Annotated in this window: 18 protein-coding genes and 1 pseudogene; 6 read left to right on the top strand and 13 right to left on the bottom strand. The window is 52.7% G+C overall.

The window, feature by feature from the left end; translation table 11 throughout:
• Window positions 1-9: 9 nt before the first annotated feature.
• The 3 genes from VIC_RS06775 to VIC_RS06765 are packed head-to-tail and all read right to left on the bottom strand — an operon-like array spanning window position 10 to window position 2,513.
• Window positions 10-1,395 carry an amino acid kinase family protein gene (locus tag VIC_RS06775; protein ID WP_006958680.1) on the bottom strand — a complete coding sequence of 462 codons (1,386 nt, stop codon included), beginning with the start codon at window positions 1,393-1,395 and terminating at the stop codon, window positions 10-12.
• Between the two features lie 16 nt (window positions 1,396-1,411).
• A complete protein-coding gene (locus VIC_RS06770; protein WP_006958679.1) occupies window positions 1,412-2,242 on the bottom strand; it encodes an aminotransferase class III-fold pyridoxal phosphate-dependent enzyme in 831 nt (276 codons plus the stop codon).
• Window positions 2,243-2,246: 4 nt separating this feature from the next.
• The gene (locus tag VIC_RS06765; RefSeq protein ID WP_006958678.1) at window positions 2,247-2,513 is read right to left on the bottom strand and encodes a hypothetical protein; all 267 of its coding nucleotides are present in this window, start codon (window positions 2,511-2,513) and stop codon (window positions 2,247-2,249) included.
• 400 nt (window positions 2,514-2,913) lie between these two features.
• Between VIC_RS06765 and VIC_RS06760 the strand changes: the two are divergent.
• Window positions 2,914-3,848 (top strand): annotated as a pseudogene (locus tag VIC_RS06760) (CorA family divalent cation transporter).
• A complete protein-coding gene (locus VIC_RS06755) occupies window positions 3,848-4,387 on the top strand; it encodes a mechanosensitive ion channel family protein (protein WP_039951412.1) in 540 nt (179 codons plus the stop codon). Before VIC_RS06760 ends, VIC_RS06755 begins: the two are co-directional and overlap by 1 nt.
• Here the strand turns inward: VIC_RS06755 and VIC_RS06750 are convergent, their stop codons facing one another.
• Window positions 4,388-4,783 carry a DUF2391 family protein gene (locus tag VIC_RS06750; RefSeq protein WP_006958675.1) on the bottom strand — a complete coding sequence of 132 codons (396 nt, stop codon included), beginning with the start codon at window positions 4,781-4,783 and terminating at the stop codon, window positions 4,388-4,390.
• Between the two features lie 70 nt (window positions 4,784-4,853).
• Window positions 4,854-5,312, bottom strand: a complete 459-nt coding sequence (locus tag VIC_RS06745) for an HPP family protein (RefSeq protein ID WP_006958674.1) — start codon at window positions 5,310-5,312, stop codon at window positions 4,854-4,856.
• Between the two features lie 94 nt (window positions 5,313-5,406).
• Between VIC_RS06745 and VIC_RS06740 the strand changes: the two genes are divergently transcribed.
• A complete protein-coding gene (locus VIC_RS06740) occupies window positions 5,407-5,979 on the top strand; it encodes a TetR/AcrR family transcriptional regulator (RefSeq protein ID WP_006958673.1) in 573 nt (190 codons plus the stop codon).
• Between the two features lie 78 nt (window positions 5,980-6,057).
• Here VIC_RS06740 and VIC_RS26020 read toward each other — a convergent pair whose 3' ends face one another.
• The gene (locus tag VIC_RS26020; RefSeq protein WP_050778603.1) at window positions 6,058-6,564 is read right to left on the bottom strand and encodes a hypothetical protein; all 507 of its coding nucleotides are present in this window, start codon (window positions 6,562-6,564) and stop codon (window positions 6,058-6,060) included.
• A 130-nt stretch (window positions 6,565-6,694) separates the two neighbouring features.
• Complete coding sequence (locus VIC_RS06730) at window positions 6,695-7,639, bottom strand: alpha/beta fold hydrolase (RefSeq protein WP_006958669.1); 945 nt, start codon at window positions 7,637-7,639, stop codon at window positions 6,695-6,697.
• A 91-nt stretch (window positions 7,640-7,730) separates the two neighbouring features.
• Here VIC_RS06730 and VIC_RS06725 point away from each other — a divergent pair, with 91 nt between their 5' ends.
• Window positions 7,731-8,480 carry a helix-turn-helix transcriptional regulator gene (locus VIC_RS06725; protein WP_006958667.1) on the top strand — a complete coding sequence of 250 codons (750 nt, stop codon included), beginning with the start codon at window positions 7,731-7,733 and terminating at the stop codon, window positions 8,478-8,480.
• A 131-nt stretch (window positions 8,481-8,611) separates the two neighbouring features.
• Entirely contained in the window at window positions 8,612-9,400 is a 789-nt protein-coding gene (locus tag VIC_RS06720; RefSeq protein WP_006958665.1) for a CLCA_X family protein, read from the top strand.
• A gap of 14 nt (window positions 9,401-9,414) precedes the next feature.
• On the opposite strand, the gene VIC_RS26805 is transcribed toward VIC_RS06720, so the two are convergent.
• The 6 genes from VIC_RS26805 to VIC_RS26010 form a co-directional block, all read right to left on the bottom strand.
• Window positions 9,415-9,759, bottom strand: coding sequence for a hypothetical protein (locus VIC_RS26805; protein ID WP_039951410.1), 345 nt, complete (start codon window positions 9,757-9,759; stop codon window positions 9,415-9,417).
• A gap of 18 nt (window positions 9,760-9,777) precedes the next feature.
• Window positions 9,778-10,272: a DUF1993 family protein gene (locus VIC_RS06710; RefSeq protein ID WP_006958661.1), complete on the bottom strand. Its 495-nt coding sequence runs from the start codon at window positions 10,270-10,272 to the stop codon at window positions 9,778-9,780.
• 461 nt (window positions 10,273-10,733) lie between these two features.
• On the bottom strand, window positions 10,734-12,185 hold the full coding sequence (locus tag VIC_RS06705) for a phospholipase D-like domain-containing protein (RefSeq protein WP_006958659.1): 1,452 nt from the start codon (window positions 12,183-12,185) through the stop codon (window positions 10,734-10,736).
• A 914-nt stretch (window positions 12,186-13,099) separates the two neighbouring features.
• Window positions 13,100-13,645 carry a hypothetical protein gene (locus VIC_RS26015; protein WP_050778602.1) on the bottom strand — a complete coding sequence of 182 codons (546 nt, stop codon included), beginning with the start codon at window positions 13,643-13,645 and terminating at the stop codon, window positions 13,100-13,102.
• Window positions 13,635-14,531, bottom strand: coding sequence for a hypothetical protein (locus VIC_RS06695; RefSeq protein WP_006958655.1), 897 nt, complete (start codon window positions 14,529-14,531; stop codon window positions 13,635-13,637). The genes VIC_RS26015 and VIC_RS06695 overlap by 11 nt, the downstream gene beginning before the upstream one ends.
• Window positions 14,524-14,928, bottom strand: a complete 405-nt coding sequence (locus VIC_RS26010) for a hypothetical protein (protein WP_157622110.1) — start codon at window positions 14,926-14,928, stop codon at window positions 14,524-14,526. The genes VIC_RS06695 and VIC_RS26010 overlap by 8 nt, the downstream gene beginning before the upstream one ends.
• 566 nt (window positions 14,929-15,494) lie before the next feature.
• On the opposite strand from VIC_RS26010, the gene VIC_RS06685 reads away from it, so the two are divergent.
• The gene (locus VIC_RS06685; RefSeq protein WP_006958654.1) at window positions 15,495-17,474 is read left to right on the top strand and encodes a starch-binding protein; all 1,980 of its coding nucleotides are present in this window, start codon (window positions 15,495-15,497) and stop codon (window positions 17,472-17,474) included.
• Window positions 17,475-17,630 lie beyond the last annotated feature (156 nt).

Raw genomic sequence — 17,630 nt, 5'->3', positions numbered from 1 at the left:
ATCACGGCGTCAGCGCTGACTTAACGCGCCGTGCAAGGCGCACACCGCCGCTTGGTATTGACTGCACCGGATGCTGAATTGAGCGCTGTTGGCGCGATGGTGACGTCTCAACACTTCTATGCCTTGGGCCTTGAGTGCACGTAGGCCCGACGCTAGAAGCGCCGAACCCGTGACGCTGTCACCCAGCACCGTCACCAGCGACACGCGAGCGTGCGTGATACGCGCTTGCGGAGCGCGACGCAGCAATTCAGCAAAACACCGACTGGAAACCGATGAGGGTCCTGCCAGGTATAGACTGAGCCCTTTGGCATCCTGCGCTTGGTGAACGATGGTCGTATCACTATCCAAACCGGCCTGCAGGTTAGCCAGTCGCGCCTGGTTGACAGGGGGGGCAACCCAGATGGCGTACACCCCTTCTTGCCCAGTTACGGCAACGGGCGATCGATGCGCCTCGTCAATATCATGGGTAAACACAGTGCTCGGGGCCTCCGGCGCAAAGGTACATTTCACATGCAAATCAATGTCGTGTTCCCGACACCGTTTAACGGCGTCAGGGTGCAGGGCCTCTTGTGTCCAGGAGGACCACTGTTCGGCCGTCTGGTGAGACACACGTCCAAGGGGGCGCGTGCCCTCCACTACGTTCGGATCAGCGGTGCTCAGGGGGTGCGCTTTGTACACCACGGCGTGATCGGCGCGGGTGATCGCGGCGACCCGACTTAAGGTTACGTCCGCGTATCGGCGATCCGCGTGAGCAGGCCCGGCGGGTGGCAAGGACGGATCGCCGGTTACAATGGGCAGTTCTCGCTGCAAGTCCCACTCCTGCATCGCCGCGGTGATTTGATGTGTGAGACATGGGCGCTCGCTGGTCGGCTCACCGGCGATCTCCACCAGTCGGGTTCGAACACCCTGTCGCTGCACTTTAAGTGCCGTATTGAAGGCACTGTGAGCCTCACCAATCGCGGCCAGGCGCGCCCGAATCGCTCGCCATCCTCGGTGCTCAGCGTGAGGACGATGCGGTAACACTGAGAGCTGGGTACGAACCCAGGCTCGGGTCCGGCTGACTCGCTGCTCAATGAACTGATCCGCACGCCGGCGCAGCATGGGATCGGCGAACACGTTATCGTTGATCAACAACAAACGCTCAAGTACCGTGTCTAAGGCGCGCTCCCACGTTTTACTGAATGCCAAGAGGTGATGGAAAACCCCTGGGGTGTGAGTATGAGGACATTCGAGCAGCGCATCGGTGATCCCCTGGCACGCCGAGACCACCACGATACGATTGTAGCGTTGTGAGACAGGGGGACGCAGGACGATGTTGTCTAACACCGCGTCCATATCCAGCATAGAGGCGCCGCCAATTTTTTCCACCCGATGGCGCATTGCGTGTGTAGACATATCGATGTGCTCTCCATTACGCCGGTGACGTCTGCGCGCCTAGCTCTGCATGCCGGGCAGCGTAGGCGGCGGCTCGCAGTCGAGCGATCAACTGCTCGCGTTCCAGCGAGTTAAGGGTCAGCGGGCAACACAGTGCCAACACGGTGCCGGCGTCATCCACGGTGTTCAGCAGCACGCCTTCACGAAAACCGGCCTCGATAACTCGACGAGCCACGTCGGGGGTCCGACATTGCATGCCTTGCACCATCCCACTTCCTGTTCGGCGGAGAAACACTTCAGGGCACATACGCACCAAGTCACGGAGTCCCGCGGTCAGTTGCGCGCTTTGTTTCTGTACGTGCGACTCAAACTGACCGTCTGACCAGTAGATGTCGAGCGCCGTCGCCGCGGTGATCAGCGCATGGTCGGGGGTCGGTGCGTTAGCAGGCGATGGAGGCGCGCAGGCCAGGTCGGGGGCGTACAACACGAGTCCCAATGGCAATCCGTATCCGCCAAGCGCTTGGGACAGCACGATCAGATCGGGCTGGACTCCGGAGGCCTCAAAACTGAAGAAGCGTCCGGTGCGTCCACAACCGGCCAGGGTCTCATTGAACACCAACAAGACGCCGTGGGCGTGGCACAATTGCTGAGCGGCGCGCAGCCATCGGTCGGACAGCACACGCATGCCGGCATGGCGCTGCACGGTTTCAATGATCACGGCGGCAGGCGGGGTTGACGCCGAACTGCCGAGCCAACGGCGAAGATCAGCCAACCCGGAGACGACGATACGATCGTCCTTGTGATGGCGTGGACCTTGATCCTGCCAGCCCGAGGGCCGCCTAGAGATGTTAGGCTGGAGCGTCACCACGGTGTTACGGCCTGTATCGGCTTTGGCCCAAGGCCACCGCTTGTTTGAGGGCTTGCGCCTCGCCGGGTGCCGTCAATGCCACGCGATACGTCAGTTGTCGGCGGGCGAGAATGCGTCGCGTTAGGGTACGAATGAACCTTGCTTCGGCTTCAGACTGCCCCGCCACACCGATTGATAAACCGTCGCGTTCGATGTAGTTCAACAGGGCGTGTTTTAACTGGGGGTTATTGTGACCGTAAATCAGGTCGTTGAGACCGGCTTGGGTATCCAAGTATCGCTCTCCGTGTGGCGTTTCAAGCCAGCAGCCTTTGGCTCGCGTGAACGATTGTGAGAATAGGGGGAGGTTTCCCCTCATTGGTGTACTGACATGGGGCGTCGACATCATGGTATGACTCCGTCTGGAATGGGTTAAGATATTGTTTCGTCCTCTAATGATTTTTTCAGACTACCATTGTGACAAAATCTCAGATTTAATCAACTCAACCATAATATTTAGGAAGCGTACCACCTCAACGTTTAATGATTTTTATTATGTGCTCTAATCATTTTATGCCCCTTTAGTCGATAGAAAGCCAGGTTCACGAGCGAAATGGTTTGACAGCCTGGCCAAAGTCGCCTACATGACAGTTACGCGTGCGCCACATGGGGTCACCGCACAGAGGAGGATCAGCATGGGGGATGGTTTAATTTCAGGATGGCGGTTTGATCAGGGCACCCCACAGCCACTGACGTCATTGGGCGAGACGCTCGCCCCAGCACATTGGTACCACTGCCAACGGGATACCCCAACACTGCGTGTGTGGTTGCAATCCCAATCGTTACCGGAGTCATTGATCGCGTCGTTATTGGCGGACGACACGCGTCCGCGATTTGAAACGTATGGCGAGGATTGTTTTCTGTTCATCCTGCGGGACATCAATCTCAATGAAGGGGCGGATCCGGACGACATGCTCAGCGTGCGTCTCTTGTGGTATCGCGTGCCTTGATTTCGACCCGCAAATTGCCGTCACGGGCCGTCGCAACGGTGATCGAGGCATTGCAACGCCATCAGGGACCGAGCTCGGTCGCTGAACTTTTAGTGTGGATGGTGAACCGCATCAACGACGCGATTGCCCACTTTCTGACTCCAGTGGAAGAGCAAATCGCGACGTTTGACGTCCCACAAGTTTCGGACCTGGAGCCGTTGAACCTACTGCATACGCGTCTTTTGCGACTGCGCCGCTACCTGAAGCCACAGCGGTACGCGCTGGAAGACTTGTTGCAAGCGCAGGTCCCCGCGCTCTCTCAACAGGTTCACCATTTTAACAACGCGCAGGACACGGTGGCTCGGCTCAACGAATCGATCGATTTTTATCTCGATCAAATTGCGCACGCCTTGGCGCTTGTCCATCAAGGCCAAACCCAACTCATGAACCGCAACACGTATTTATTTTCAGTCATCGCAGGGATTTTCCTTCCCGCCAGTTTTGTGACCGGATTACTGGGGGTGAATGTGGGTGGTTTGCCGGACAGCGCGGAGCCGTTGGCGTTTTGGGTGTTGTGTGCCCTGCTGATCGGGGTGATCGGGCTCGAAATTGTGATTTTAAAAATACTGAGGTTTATTTGATGGTAAGTTGGATGCAAGCGCACCCGTTGTTTGAGCAGATCGCTTTGGGCATACTGCTGGTGTTGGTCTATGTCCTGCTGCGCCGGGTTGGTCGGCGCGCGGTGCTGGCGGTCGCAGAGAAAAAACAGGTCACAATGGCACGCACTCAGTTTGTGGTTAAGGCGTTTCATGTCGCCACGTTCAGTGTGTTTGCAGCGCTGTTCGTGCTGTTACTGGGCATTGGCTATGGCGACATTTCGTTGTTTCTTTCCTCGTTGTTCGCCGTGTTGGGGGTGGCCTTGTTCGCCCAGTGGTCGATACTCAGCAATATTTCGGCCAGCGTCTTGATTTTTTTCGTCTTTCCCTATCGAATTGGCGATCGAGTCAAGGTGTGCGAAAAGGACGAGGACATCAGTGGCGTCATCATCGACATCACCATGTTTCACGTTCTGCTCCGCCATGAAAGTGGCAACATCATCACATACCCCAATACCTTACTTCTGCAAAAAGGGGTGATCAAGGTGACCGCGCCTTTGACGCCACCGCCGACCGACACGTGATCACTCCTTGTCGAAACTGTCGACAACGATCGCTCCCATCGAGGCGGGCATGGTGATGACGATGACCCGTTTGAAGGCCACCCAGGGCTGTTCAAGCACGGGCAACTTATCGAGGCAATACAACACTAAGGCGACAACACACGCCGCCATGACGTAGGCGGTGATAATGCGAAACACGAACACCGCGCGGCGCTGAGCGATGTCTCGTTGGAACACACTTTCGTAGGTGTAGAGCGCCAAAAACACCATAGACAAGGCGAACAGCCACCACAGTTTGGCGCTTGGCAGGGTTTCGCCCAGGCGCCAGGCTTCTTCAGAAAACGCGATCGGAACAGCAAGGGCAAAGGCCCCGACAAAGATTTGGCTCGCGTCTTGCGCATTAAAATTGAGGCTCACACTAGGCTCCTATCGGGCGGCCACACACTCAGTGATCATAGCGCCGAGTGATGTCGGCGCCAACCTTATCCTAGCCAATCCCCTTGGCGCAATGGCGCTGGAACGCGTGCCAAAGGTGGGCCAGCAGCACAATCACGATGGCACCGGTCAACACGGGCGTCAAGACAAAGCCCCAACCCTGCCCTGTCAACATGATCAGCAGCGGGTTGGCCCCAGCAGGGGGATGCGTCGTGCGGGTTAGCAACATCGCGGAGACGGCGGTGCCAGTGGCCAGCGCTAGGCCGAGCGCAGAGGGTCCGATGGATTGGAGAAACGCCACGCCAATGAGGGCGGTGATGAGATGGCCGAGGACGACGTTCTTGGCGTTGGCGAGCGGGCTGTCTGGGACCCAGAAAACGAGGACAGCGGTCGCGCCAAGCGGCGCCATCAACCAGGCCATACCGGGCGAAAAGCGATCGAGCTGCGCCAGCATCCCAATGGCTAACGAGGCCCCCACTCCGGCCATTAGGGCGGATTGTGTTTGTGTCATGGGTATTCCTTTTTAATAAGTAGACAGAATTGTCTCCCACCTAAAGTAGACAAATTGGTCTACTTTTGTCAACATGCTCGAAAAGGGGGAAAAGATGAGTCAAAAACGTCAACATTTGATCGACACGGCCTTGGCCTTATTCTATCGCCATGGCATTCACGCCATCGGCATCAATGAGGTGATCGCCAGTTCCGGAGTCGCCAAACGCACGCTGTACACGCATTTTGACAGCAAAGAGGCATTGGTACTGGCCACATTGGCCCAGCGTCACGAGGCCTTCATCGACTGGCTACGCCAATGCCTGTCGGGGTCAACCAATGATACCGAGACCGTCGAGCGCGTGTTTGACGCCTTACACCGCTGGTTCACAGGCGGCGCTGCCCCACTTGGGCCATTTCGCGGTTGTTTCTTTATCCATACGGCGGGCGAATTTGGCGATCCCAACAGTGCCATTGCCCAGTATTGCCAGTATCACAAGCAGGCGGTCCGAGCGTTGATTGCCGAGTCGCTCAGTGAGGCTCATCCCGGGCTACTCGAGGCGCTGTCGGTGATGATGGAAGGCGCGATTGTCTCGGTCTCGATGGGCGAAAGCAGTGAGCAGGTCACGCAGCGATGTGTGATGACGCTACAGGCGGTGATAGCGGCCACCACCGATCAGGCCACCTGAGTCCCTTCCTATGCTTACTGTCGAGTAGGTCAGCTTGTGTACACCTGCTTCGCGGTGCTCCAGCTTAGGATTGAGCTCCTATTTTAAGCGCACGACACTGATGCTTTTCGCCACGCCGTTGACGGTCATCCGATACTGACCGTTCACGCGTTCAATGCGGACCGATGGCGTGTACGCATAGTGGTACCAGTAGGCGTATTCTCGTTGCTTCCAGACTTGTCCGTTGGCGAGTTTAAACAAGGTATCGCCTTCAAAGCCATTAAACTGGCCGGCGATCGCCGAGTGGAGGATCTCGTCCGGCCCTAGGGGATCGCGATGAAGCGCCACCCGGCCGAGGGCGGTGATCGGCAGGGTCTTCCCTGCCACCGTCAAGGTGCCTAGGTTCGGGCACACTTCCACACGCGGGGCATAGTGATACAGGTACTCGTAGGCTTGACGGATCTCCCACAGCGTCCCGTCTGCGAGTTGGAACACCTCACCACTGTGCCCCATAAATGGGGTCGGGCTTTGCACGGTGGACGGATAGCACTGCGCGCCCGCGTGCCACGCCACGCTCATCAGTATGCCAGCGAACCAAGCTTTCATCGTTGTACTCTCTCGACTTTAAGGGGCGATAAGGGTAGTGATTGCGGGCGGAAAAAACCATGCAGAAATGGGCCGTTTTTCGCCCTGTTTTTGTGATTTTGTCTTAGTCAGACCATTTAGGGCCCCACCCTCAGCACTCGTGTTCGAGATCGCGTAGCCACTCGAGCATCACGCGGTTGGTTTCGTCAGGTTGCTCCTGCTGGATCCAGTGGCCACAGTCTAGGTGCACGGTCGTCACGTTCGGGACATAGTCGGAGAGCGATGCCAACACGGGTATGCTGTCCTGAGTCCCGTAGATCATCAGGGTGGGCTGGTGGACCAAGGCGGGCACATCGGCGAGTTGGTGCCAGTTTCGGTTCAGATTGCGATACCAATTGATGCTGGGCGTAAAACCGGTGTGGGCGAAGGCCGCATCATAAACGCGCCATTCGTCGTCACTCATGAGTGGCTGGCCTTGTGGGGTCGACTGCTGGGCCAGCGCGATCATCGCCATGCCCGGCTCTGGCGAGGCCGGCGGCAGTTGGCTGCGGTACACATTGCGCAAAAATTGTGACCGATACTCGTCGAGGACAGCGTCTGCGACGCCGGGCTGACGGCAAAAGTGCACCATATAATGTTCAGCGCCCATCCCCTGTTCCATCGCGTCAATCCAGGGCAGGTCTGTGCGCACCTGATATGGGAGGCTGAGGTTGATCAGGGCGCGAACCCGGTGTGGGTGAAGCAAGGCCATCCCCCAAACGACCATGGCGCCCCAGTCGTGGCCGACAAAGATGGCGTCCTCATACCCGTAGTGATTCAGCAACGCAGCCAAGTCGCCCGTCAAGTGGGTGATGTCGTAGCTCGAGACAGCATCGGGACAAGACGAGCCCCCGTAACCACGTTGATTGGGGACGATAACGTGGTATCCAGCCTTGACCAGCGCTGGGATCTGATGGCGCCAGGAAAAGGCAAGCTCGGGCCAGCCGTGGCAAAGTACGATGGGCATACGACCCGGCGATTGGCCGGCGTCAAAGACTTCGAGGGTGATCCCGTTGCACGATAGCATCTTGGCACGAGGAAAGGGCGATTTGAACATACTGTGTCTCCTGGTTGTCGACGTCCGCTTGACGTCCGGGACACAATATCGCTAAATAGTGCCATAATTTGTCATCTTTATCAGCCTGCCCATGACCGTTCGACTTCGACAAGACGCCATCGTGCGTCACCTGCGCCGCAATGGCACCGCCACCCTGGCCACCTTGGCGCAGACGGTAGGGGCATCTCGTCGGACGGTGCTGCGAGATCTCAACGCTCTGCGCGATGAAGGTTGGATTATCCATGCGGAACCTGGGCGTGGGGGCGGCATCCAACTGGATCCGCGTTCGATGCGAGCCACCGTAACGCTGTCTGTCGAAGCGGTGTTTGCGCTGGTGATCAGCACCGCCACCCTCTCAGCAATTGGTGGGCTGCCGTTTACCGATGCCGCGGACCGTGCGCTGGCTCAACTCGAAGCCGCCCTGCCAAGCGACAAACTGAACGATTTGCGCCGCTTATTGGCCGGCTTGTTTGTCGGACAGCTTGCACCTGAGGTGGACATCACCGGACACACCGAGCAAGATCCCGACTTATTGCCCGCGTTTGAGCAGGCGTTTTTGCAATGCCGTCCGCTGCGTTTTGACTACGTGGATGCGCAAGGCCAAGGCACGCATCGCTGTGTGGAGCCGCATGCCCTGCTCATTTTACCGCCGTTGTGGTATCTGGTGGCCTGGGATCCACAGCGTGGCGACTTTCGCCATTTTCGCATGGACCGGATCCGCGCCCCGCGGTGCACTGACGAGCCGCGGTTTTTACGTCGTGACGTTGCGTTCGATGCACATGTCTCCCCGCTGAGAAACCTCGCCTCCCCTCATTCCCAGCGCGACCCGTCCTCGCGTTGAGGGGCTATGTGGGCGTCCATGAAATCATGCGAAGGTGAGCATCGACAAGCCCCCAGTTCAGGGTATACTGCCCTGCTAAGACACCAGGCGGCCGATCATCGGTTCGTGGAGCATCGACCAGATACCCTACAGTGAAGCTGACGCATTTCAAACACCAAACGCGCCGCGGTCCGGACTACCGGCATGGCGAGCCTGCGACGTTCCAGGACATCCAACGCACCTTTGGCATGGGTAACCTGCGGGTGGGTCGTTGGGTAACACAAGAAGAAAAAGCGCTTGCGGCCAACCTGATTTACGACTCGTTAGCGGATCTGGCTTATCTGCTCGCCCTTCCGCCCCATGCAATGGGCCTGCGCGGCACGCTCAACTTCGCTTTTGGCACCGGGGGACGTCAGGGCGTGCAAGCGCATTACGATCCCCGCCGGCGAGAACTGGCCTTAGCCAAGAATGCCGGTGCGGGCGCGCTGGCGCATGAATTCTGGCACGCCTTCGATCATTACATTGCGGATAAAGCCTTTGACCTCGACACGTCTGGGCCGTCGAGCTTGCGCCCCCGATTTGCCAGTGACTGCTGGCTTGAAGACTGCCCGCCGATCGCGCACCCGCTGAACGAGCGACTGATGGCGCTCTTTGCCGTCACCTTATTGAGCGGCGACACCCTCGACAAGCACGATTATGTGGCTCGCAGTGTGCGAGCCGATCAGGCCTTGGCGCAGCGGTATTTTTCGTCGCCCACGGAGATGATGGCACGGGCATTTGAGGCGGCGATCGAGTCGTGCGCGGAGATTGACAATGCGTATCTGGTAAAGGGAACCACGCGCCAGGATGTGCAGCCAGTGTATCCTGACATCGCGCATCGCCAGGCGATTTATCGGGCGTTACACGCCTATTTTGGCCCCTTGGGTCAGGCGCTCAGTTAACGGCATTTCTCGTCTTATCGCCCTCCGATCCAAACGACCCCGACGATGACGCTCCAAATCCACACGAAGTTGAGCCCCATTAGTAGCCAAAAACTGCCCCGACGGGTCGTCGCTCGCCAGCACAGAGCGGGAAACAGTAAGCAGTAGCACTGGAATCGAAGGCCAATGGTCAAGAAGGTGTATGGCAGGTCGGGCAGCCGGTCAGGTGTCGACAAAATGGGGCGCGCCGATCGCGCCAATTGGTGATCCAAAAACGCGATGTGCTTGAACGGTCCGATGCACACACCAGCGGATTGCACCAGATAGGGCAATGCCCACAGCATCACCCACCCCATCCATATCATGTGTTCTGCTTCCATGGTGCGTGCTCCCTAGGCTTAACTGACCTGGCTAAAGCAAAAGCCAGGGGGATAGTGGTGAAACCCGTCGAAGTCGCCTTTGCTGAGCGCCACGCCTTGCGTTTTACCGATCGCGTATACCATGCCCATATGAAACAACAGGTTAGGCAAAATGAACCGTTCGATGAACTCGGACTCACACAGAGTCACGTCAATCAATCCAGCGGTGTCGGTGATCTGCCTTTGGTCCTGATAGCCTTCTATCTCGGGTGCGGCCGCCAAATACGCGAGGGTCGCCTCAATCTGACTCAATACGGCCTGTGTCCCTGTCTTGTCGTTGTAGAACGACACGGTCGCCACGCCGAGCAACGGGCAATACCCGCGCAAGGCAAAGTTGGCCGCCACTTTGGCGTGTTTTTCCAGAGAAAACATGTCAGGTGCTAACGAGCAAGGCAGCACCGAGGCTGGCATACGGGCCATCATCGTTTTGAGCTGGGTGAGATGGTGGATCAGAGTGTGTTTTAAGCAGGCCATAGCAGCGCCGTTCCTTCGATGAAATCCTGTGTGCCCATCCTAGCACAGAAATCCCAACGGTCACGCGTCCAACTGGACCAAGCTTGACAGCGCCTTGTGGCACGACTCATGCCCCATTTGAAAAGCTGCTGATGTCCAGGTCACATCCGTAGCAGATATGCTGTCGCTGTATTGGGCACCGTTGAACTAAATATACTGACTAAACTGCATGCGTACTGGTCACCATTTGGGACGACTCTTTATAGTACTCGCCTGACGTCTATTCAATCGGTGGCTAATCAGTATAAAATATCGCTCGCACCTTTAGGTGAGAGGAGGAGGCCATTATAACTCCACCTCTCCATTGACAATCGAGTTGAGACAGAGGACATTCCGCTCGGGTGAGCGTTCGGCTCAGCGAAAATTGATGTAAAAAGAGACGTTCATCCTCTGTTCTTGTCGTCCTGCATTACGCTTACTGGTTACTTTGCTTCCCAGGTCGGAATGTAGTCCTTCAGATCCTGCATGGCAGCAGCACCCACGTAAGGAACGGCGGCGAGCTGATCCATATCCGCGATAGTTCTCGCCGCGATGATGTTGTTGGCTGCCGTGGCATTCATCGCTGCTTCAACATCCAGCTCCGAAAGTGTTGCCTGGTTGACGATGTCCAGCACGGTTGCGACGTCGGCACCGATGAAGCTAACGCCTTCCCATGTACCACCTTCAGGCAACGACTCCGAGCCGCAGTTTTCAGATCCCCCCGCTTCGCAGTAGCGGCGGCTGAATTCACCTTCAAACTGGGCAGCCACCTCTGCGCTGTGGATGACCAGAACATTCTCATCGTTACCAAAGGCTGCAGAGCCGGATACGTTGTGCGAGCCGGTGATGACCAGATCGTCAATAATCCAGTATTTGTGGTGGAACTTGTCACCACCGTTCAGGTTCGCAATCCGGACGTCAGCTGGGTTACTCCAAGGGTTGTCAGGCGCGCCGGTATAGCTGTCGGTTTCATAGGCGCCATTCGGGTTCAGCTTAGGGGTGTTGGCCATATCCATAAACTCGCTGTAGTAGCGGCTGAAGAAGCTCGGATCCCCCACCCCTTGAACTTCAACACCAGCGTCATGGCGAAGTTTCATTTTATCCGCAACATCCTGAGCACTGAAGACAAACTGGGCAGTATGAATACGCGTGTTGGCCGCAGTAACATAATTTTCCAAGTTTTCCAGAGTTGAACCGGTGTACAGGCTGGGTGACTGCGGCGTGAATTGCACATCCAGTCGAATGTTCTCGTTGTCGGTGTAAGCGGTCTCAATTTGGTGGTCTACTTTGCCCAAGCCGAACAGAGAGTCTTTTGCACCTCCAGGCCCGTCCCCCCACATTTGCAGAAATTGGGTGGTGTAAATATTCGCGAGCTGTGAGGATTCAACAGTAACTAGGTGGTTAGCGTTACCGTCACTGATCAGGTTCCCTTCTCCATCCAGATCGCCGTGGATACCACTCTGGGTGAAGTTAGCTGACGCAACCAAGACTCTTGCATTATCGACAACAATAAATTTATTGTGCTGGATTTTAGAGCCTGCACTTCCGTTTTCAGTATCATCGATCCAAGGAACATTGCCTGCATTTAAGATATTAATGGCTTCCTCATTTTCCCCAGCGATATTGTCTTCATCGGTAATAAAGCGTACCGTTAAACCCTGAGTTTTTTTCGCCACTAGGACGTTTGCAATACCCGGAAGATCGAGATCATAGACAGCGAGATCAACCGATGTCTGAGCGCTATTAATGAAGTCAATGATTTTTGTTTCCAGGTTCGCTTGTTGCGCTGGCGCATTGACTGGGTGGTTAAAATAAACGTCAATATCACCAGCATACGCAGCCGATAGAGAGGCAGAAGCAAGAATTGATGTTGCAATCAGTTTTCTTATAAACATGTATTATCCATTATTTTTGGTCAATTTTACGAAATATTATTAAAATATAATTATATTGTTGATGATTAAATTAATAGCGAGATCAATTCAACTATTGTGCTCGTTATTAATAAGTCTACATTTGACTTTGATTTGAATGGATGTAAAGCACTGATTTTATTCTAGCTAAAGATTTGTGACTATTCCGAACATTTCAACAGAAACATTTTCGCACGTGTTAGCGCGGAATAAAACTCTATTTCATTGCCAACACACACTGAATAATCAGTGCTTTAGTCGAAATCGGTAGTATAAGTCTCTTTTGCATACAGAAGTACGACAACAAAAATATGATAAAAGATAGAAATAAATAGATGGGTTGCTTTTTATTCTAATGATTTTTTAAATGTTAATTAATGAAAGAAAAATATGGAACTTATTCAATAATTATAAGCTTATGTAGCAAGGAAATACGCAAGCTTAAATAAATACATGGAATGGCATCCCCATACTGGAACAGGTATTAATGTTGTAAGGTTATTTGCACTTAGTGATGAAATTTACGTTTACGCTATATGTGTAAGCTGTAGAATAAGCCCCCCAGTTTCCACGTCCCTGAGCAAGTAATACACCACCAAATTCGCAGTGTCGCTGATGAATTCTGTCCATTTCCATGCCAAAAAGCCTCAGTACAAGGAAGCACTCTTTTGGAAAAGCTTGAGTGCCTATTCTGCAATAAAAATTCAGGGGCTGGGTAGCGTGGCTAAACCTTTAAGTGAATGTGACCAGTCACAGCAACTTCAGCCTTTCGCTCGATATTAGTTACTGTCATTCTAAAGAGTCAAATTATCATGTTGACTCTTTTTATGTCCCTAGTTGCGAAAGCAGCCTCACGTTCACTCTTATATTATTGCGAAAAATCAGTGCTGGCATTGCTACGTTCTTTCTTCTATAAACTCAATCCAGTCAACAGAAAGGCCTAAACTTTCACGCTCACTAGCAGAGATATGCAGCCAGTAGGGAAGCCAGAGCCACTGAAACCAAAAGTCTACATTTCCTTGAAGTGCTCCATATTCCATAGGGTTTAAGTCGGGAAACGATATCTTAGGAAGTGGAGGTGCGTAATTTGACTGTAAAATACCGCTAATCAGTTGATCTTCATTAGTAATGATATGGACAATATAGCCTCCAAAGTCAGGAAAGATATTGACTTTTAGTATCAAGTCCTTGTTGGATTGATCCTGTGGCTCTTGTGTCCCATTTAATGTAAATTCGTCATCAGAGTATGCTTGTATCGAGCGAGTTATGGCATCAACACTCTCTGGTCCAATTAAGAAAAATAGGTTGTAGGCACATCCATTCATTTCTTCAGATAGAGAAACTTTAGGGTATGTATCCTCATATTTTTCCAAACTGAGTGAACCTTGACTTTCAGTCTGTGTTTTTTTTCTTAAAAGTCTACTCAGCCAATTAGTTTTCATAAATAAAATCCGCTACCCAATCGGCACCATAATATCCAGCGGCACCAAAGACTATTCCACCAATTGCCCCTGTAATAATGGCACCTGGTCCCGTTTCAATACCCAATGCAACTCCCAGTGCTGTCCCTGCTTTTAGTCCTGCAACTCCAGCACCCCAGCCGCCAGCTTGACGTATAACTTCAGCACTAATCGGAGCCATGCTTTCAGTTCTAATTGACTCTTTACTGGCAACACTTAGATCATAGGCCGTGAAAGCGAACCCAAAAACTTGAACCACTCTTCCCACTCTTCCGATAGCCTTGGCATGCTTTAATGATTCATTCGTAAAAATAGCACGTGCTGGAACAGGATCTGCAACTAAGACTTCGTGATCAATATTTCGTACGTAGCCCATAATCTGTTCTATCCGCTTTACTTTTTTAGGGGCGATAGACTTATATTCTTCGAGCGCTGCAAGGATCTCTTCAGTTGTAACTAACTTAGCCCCACTTTTCAATGTCTTACTTATATCAATATATATCGATTTGCCTTGGAATCTAGGCGAACCTTGAGGAAAGGTTGAGCTCGTCGAAACGAACCGAGATTTAGTGTTAATCCCCATGACATGCTCAGCAACACTTGCTTTTGAAGTTAAGTCTTTACCAGACAACCCGTAGTTCTCGGGGAAAACTTCGCTCCACATTCTCTGATCTGGTAAGTTCATGGCTTTTAAGTATGGGTCACTTAATGAACCGTATACTTTTCTAACTAGAAAACCATCTTTACCAACCTCATCCACTACAGCAAAGAAGAACCCTCTCGCTGGCATATTTTCTGACGTGTGATCAATCACCGAGCCGTTTTGATTGTCGGTAACCATAGTTGTATTGAATAGCGTATCAGTCATGCCACCTCTCCAATGCTAAAACACCGATATAGACCTCTAACTCCTCGGGGTGAGTCGTCGAAACCCGGGGTAGAAAACCCTCTGAATCAGAAACACCTTGGTAGGTTTTGTCAGGAGAGACTATAAAATAAGGTGAATTGGCAATCGGTACTCCACGACTACTTACTAGCCTCATTTGTTGATCCACCATTCTAGATGCCAATACTCGCGCTCGATTGGCAGCCCACCGCTGCTCATCTTCTTGTGTATAGGCTAACTCTTGCTTTCTATCTTGGCGCTGCTTGACCAGTCGCTGCTTTGCTGTCTGATCATGTGCTTTTGGTAACGCGACCTCTTCATCATGCAAAGGTTTATACCCTGCGCCAATTTGCCGCTTGTTTTTATTGTAAATCGTCACTTCTGCCTCAATGAAATACGAAACAAATTGCTCATTGTACCTACCCTGTCCCATTGGCACTAATATTGATACAGAAAATAGTTATAATGACTAATACAAAGCTCGATTAGTATTTAAGAGCCCCTTATGATGCCAATATTTTAACCACTCTCGCTCAACGACAAGATACAGAAAGGACAAGAAGAAAGGGGGACTCCGTCAGTTCTATAGTGGTAGGTTCTGCTGACCTGACCTCATGTCTTTTCGCGGTTCATGCTTAGCACTCTACTAAGGCACGGTTGTGCTCATTATTTCGCCACATTAAGTGAGCCGGATCTAACCGCACTCTCACATACCCACACCATTAGTGATGGGTCTTAAAGATATAACCAAGACAAATTCATGTTGGTTATTATTTGTGCGACATTAAGTGCGCTGTTGAATAAGGAGGCATCTCCTCTGTGTCTGACGTTCCTTACCTCTGCAACGCTAACAAACCAAGCGCACACCGACCCCCGATGGAGTGGCCATATTACAAAGTGCAGTGTATTCAACAGCCTGTGTCTAACTTTATGAATGAGAGATCGATGAAAAGAACAACGTTAATTGCGCTCGCTGTAAGCTCTGGTCTAGCTGTCAGCACTGTCGCACACGCGGCCACCCCGAAAACGGCTTTTGTACACCTATTTGAATGGGGGTGGGAAGATATTGCGACTGAATGTGAAACCTTTCTCGGGCCGAAAGGCTTCGCGGCAGTACAAGTTTCGCCACCGAATAAAACCATCTCTGGCAACCAGTGGTGGACACGCTATCAACCTGTCAGTTATACGTTTGACAGTCGAAGTGGTGATAGAGCCCAGTTTCAAAGCATGGTTCAGCGATGTAAAGCAGCCGGTGTCGACATCTACCTTGATGCGGTCATCAACCACATGGCGGCGTGGAACCGTTCGTTTCCTGACGTGCCTTATGGCAGTAATGACTTCCACACGTGCACCAGTAAAGAGATTGATTATGGAAACCGCTGGCAGGTGCAAAACTGTGACCTAGTTGGGCTCAATGATCTAAAAACTGAGTCTGAGTATGTGCGCCAAAAGATCGCTGACTACATGAATGATGCGATCAGCATGGGGGTCGCTGGTTTCCGTATTGATGCCGCCAAACATATCCCTGCTGGCGATATTGAGGCGATCAAAAATAAACTTAACGGCAATCCTTATATCTTCCAAGAAGTCATTGGGGCTTATTCAGAGCCGGTCAAGCCTTCCGAATACAAGCATATCGGTGATGTCACTGAGTTTGATTACGCTCGACGTGTGGGGCCTGCATTTAGAAACAGTGATATTGCGAGCCTTCGCAACATCGGCCACGAGCTCGAACTTTCGAGTAGCGATGCCGTAACGTTCGTGACCAATCATGACGAAGAGAGACACAACCCTAATGGACCCATCTGGCATGGTGTCTCAGGGAATGGTTATAATCTCGCCAATATCTTTACCCTAGCGTACCCATATGGATATCCAAAAATCATGTCGGGTTATTTCTTTGGTGGTGACTTCGATGCAGGGCCACCGAGCAACGGTGTTCACACAGGTGATGCGTGTGGTTTTGACGGCGGCAGTTGGGTGTGTGAGCACCAATGGCGCGGCATCGCCAACATGGTCTCATTCAGAAACCATACCGCCTCAGAGTGGACAGTCACCGATTGGTGGCAAAACGGAAACGATCAAATCGCGTTCGGCCGCGGTGGTCTCGGTTATGTGGTGATCAACAAACGCTATGGTAGCGCTCTATCTCAACGTTTGTACACTGGCCTGCCAGATAATGTCTACTGCAACATCATTGAGGCAAACTATGATGAGCAGACGGGGCAGTGTATTGGCGCGCCGGGAGCTCAAGGCCCATCGACGATCACCGTCAGCGGTGGCTACGCGGATTTCTCTGTTGCCGGTGATCATGCTGCTGCCATTCATGTTGGCGCGGTGGTGGGTGATGCTTGTACAGACTGTGGCCCAGATCCAAAACCAGCGACCGAGCAAGAGATCTGTTTTGATAATCAGCATAACTTCCATTCTCCAACCCTGTACTATTGGAACGTCGCCAGCGAATCGAATATCGATAATGCCACTTGGCCAGGTGTTCAAATGGAGCTTAAGAACGGCGTGTACTGCCATGACTTCGGGAGTAAGATAAGTAGTGCCCAAGTTATCTTTAGCGACAATGGTAGTCATCAGACAGCTGATCTTATCGCCTCTCAAGGGGCATTTTGTTACCTCGCTGATGTTTGGGCTCCGCTCAGCCAGTGTAATAATGAAGGTAACGAAGTATGGTATTTCCGAGGCACACCTAACCAATGGGGTCTCACTCAGCTAAGCTATGACGCTGCAACCAAACAATACTTTACGATCCAGTCATTTAATGGTGAAGAGAGTCCCGCACGCTTTAAGATTGACAATGGCAGTTGGACGGATGCTTATCCAAGCTCAGACTATGTAGTCAGTGACTACAAGACTTATCGGGTGTCTTTCGACAGCGCCAGTAAAACTATCACCGTTGTCGAACAGAACTAACTCACTGTAAGGCTTCTATCTAGCGTCTGATGGAAGCCTTTGCTGTCGCACTAAGAAGTCAGGATTGGTTGTACTTCGTCTACTGTTTTGAGCAAGCTGATGCAAAACAAAATCCCCCTCCTTCCTCATCAGTGATGGTGTGCACCAAAGCCCGAC

Origin of the sequence: Vibrio coralliilyticus ATCC BAA-450 (genome assembly GCF_000176135.1) — a bacterium.
GTDB classification, from domain to species: Bacteria; Pseudomonadota; Gammaproteobacteria; order Enterobacterales; family Vibrionaceae; genus Vibrio; species Vibrio coralliilyticus.
Note: the sequence above shows the minus strand (reverse complement) of the source record. Positions and strands in the feature narration are given on the sequence as shown.

Bases quoted from the DNA above. Each gene is read 5' to 3' on its own strand.
- VIC_RS06730 (WP_006958669.1), bottom strand. From the start codon at position 7,639: ATGTTCAAATCGCCCTTTCCTCGTGCCAAGATGCTATCGTGCAACGGG.
- VIC_RS06695 (WP_006958655.1), bottom strand. From the start codon at position 14,531: ATGACTGATACGCTATTCAATACAACTATGGTTACCGACAATCAAAAC.
- VIC_RS06710 (WP_006958661.1), bottom strand. From the start codon at position 10,272: ATGGCCTGCTTAAAACACACTCTGATCCACCATCTCACCCAGCTCAAA.
- VIC_RS06705 (WP_006958659.1), bottom strand. From the start codon at position 12,185: ATGTTTATAAGAAAACTGATTGCAACATCAATTCTTGCTTCTGCCTCT.
- VIC_RS26805 (WP_039951410.1), bottom strand. From the start codon at position 9,759: ATGGAAGCAGAACACATGATATGGATGGGGTGGGTGATGCTGTGGGCA.
- VIC_RS06725 (WP_006958667.1), top strand. From the start codon at position 7,731: ATGACCGTTCGACTTCGACAAGACGCCATCGTGCGTCACCTGCGCCGC.
- VIC_RS26015 (WP_050778602.1), bottom strand. From the start codon at position 13,645: ATGAAAACTAATTGGCTGAGTAGACTTTTAAGAAAAAAAACACAGACT.
- VIC_RS06685 (WP_006958654.1), top strand. From the start codon at position 15,495: ATGAAAAGAACAACGTTAATTGCGCTCGCTGTAAGCTCTGGTCTAGCT.
- VIC_RS06745 (WP_006958674.1), bottom strand. From the start codon at position 5,312: ATGACACAAACACAATCCGCCCTAATGGCCGGAGTGGGGGCCTCGTTA.
- VIC_RS06740 (WP_006958673.1), top strand. From the start codon at position 5,407: ATGAGTCAAAAACGTCAACATTTGATCGACACGGCCTTGGCCTTATTC.
- VIC_RS06775 (WP_006958680.1), bottom strand. From the start codon at position 1,395: ATGTCTACACACGCAATGCGCCATCGGGTGGAAAAAATTGGCGGCGCC.
- VIC_RS26020 (WP_050778603.1), bottom strand. From the start codon at position 6,564: ATGAAAGCTTGGTTCGCTGGCATACTGATGAGCGTGGCGTGGCACGCG.
- VIC_RS06755 (WP_039951412.1), top strand. From the start codon at position 3,848: ATGGTAAGTTGGATGCAAGCGCACCCGTTGTTTGAGCAGATCGCTTTG.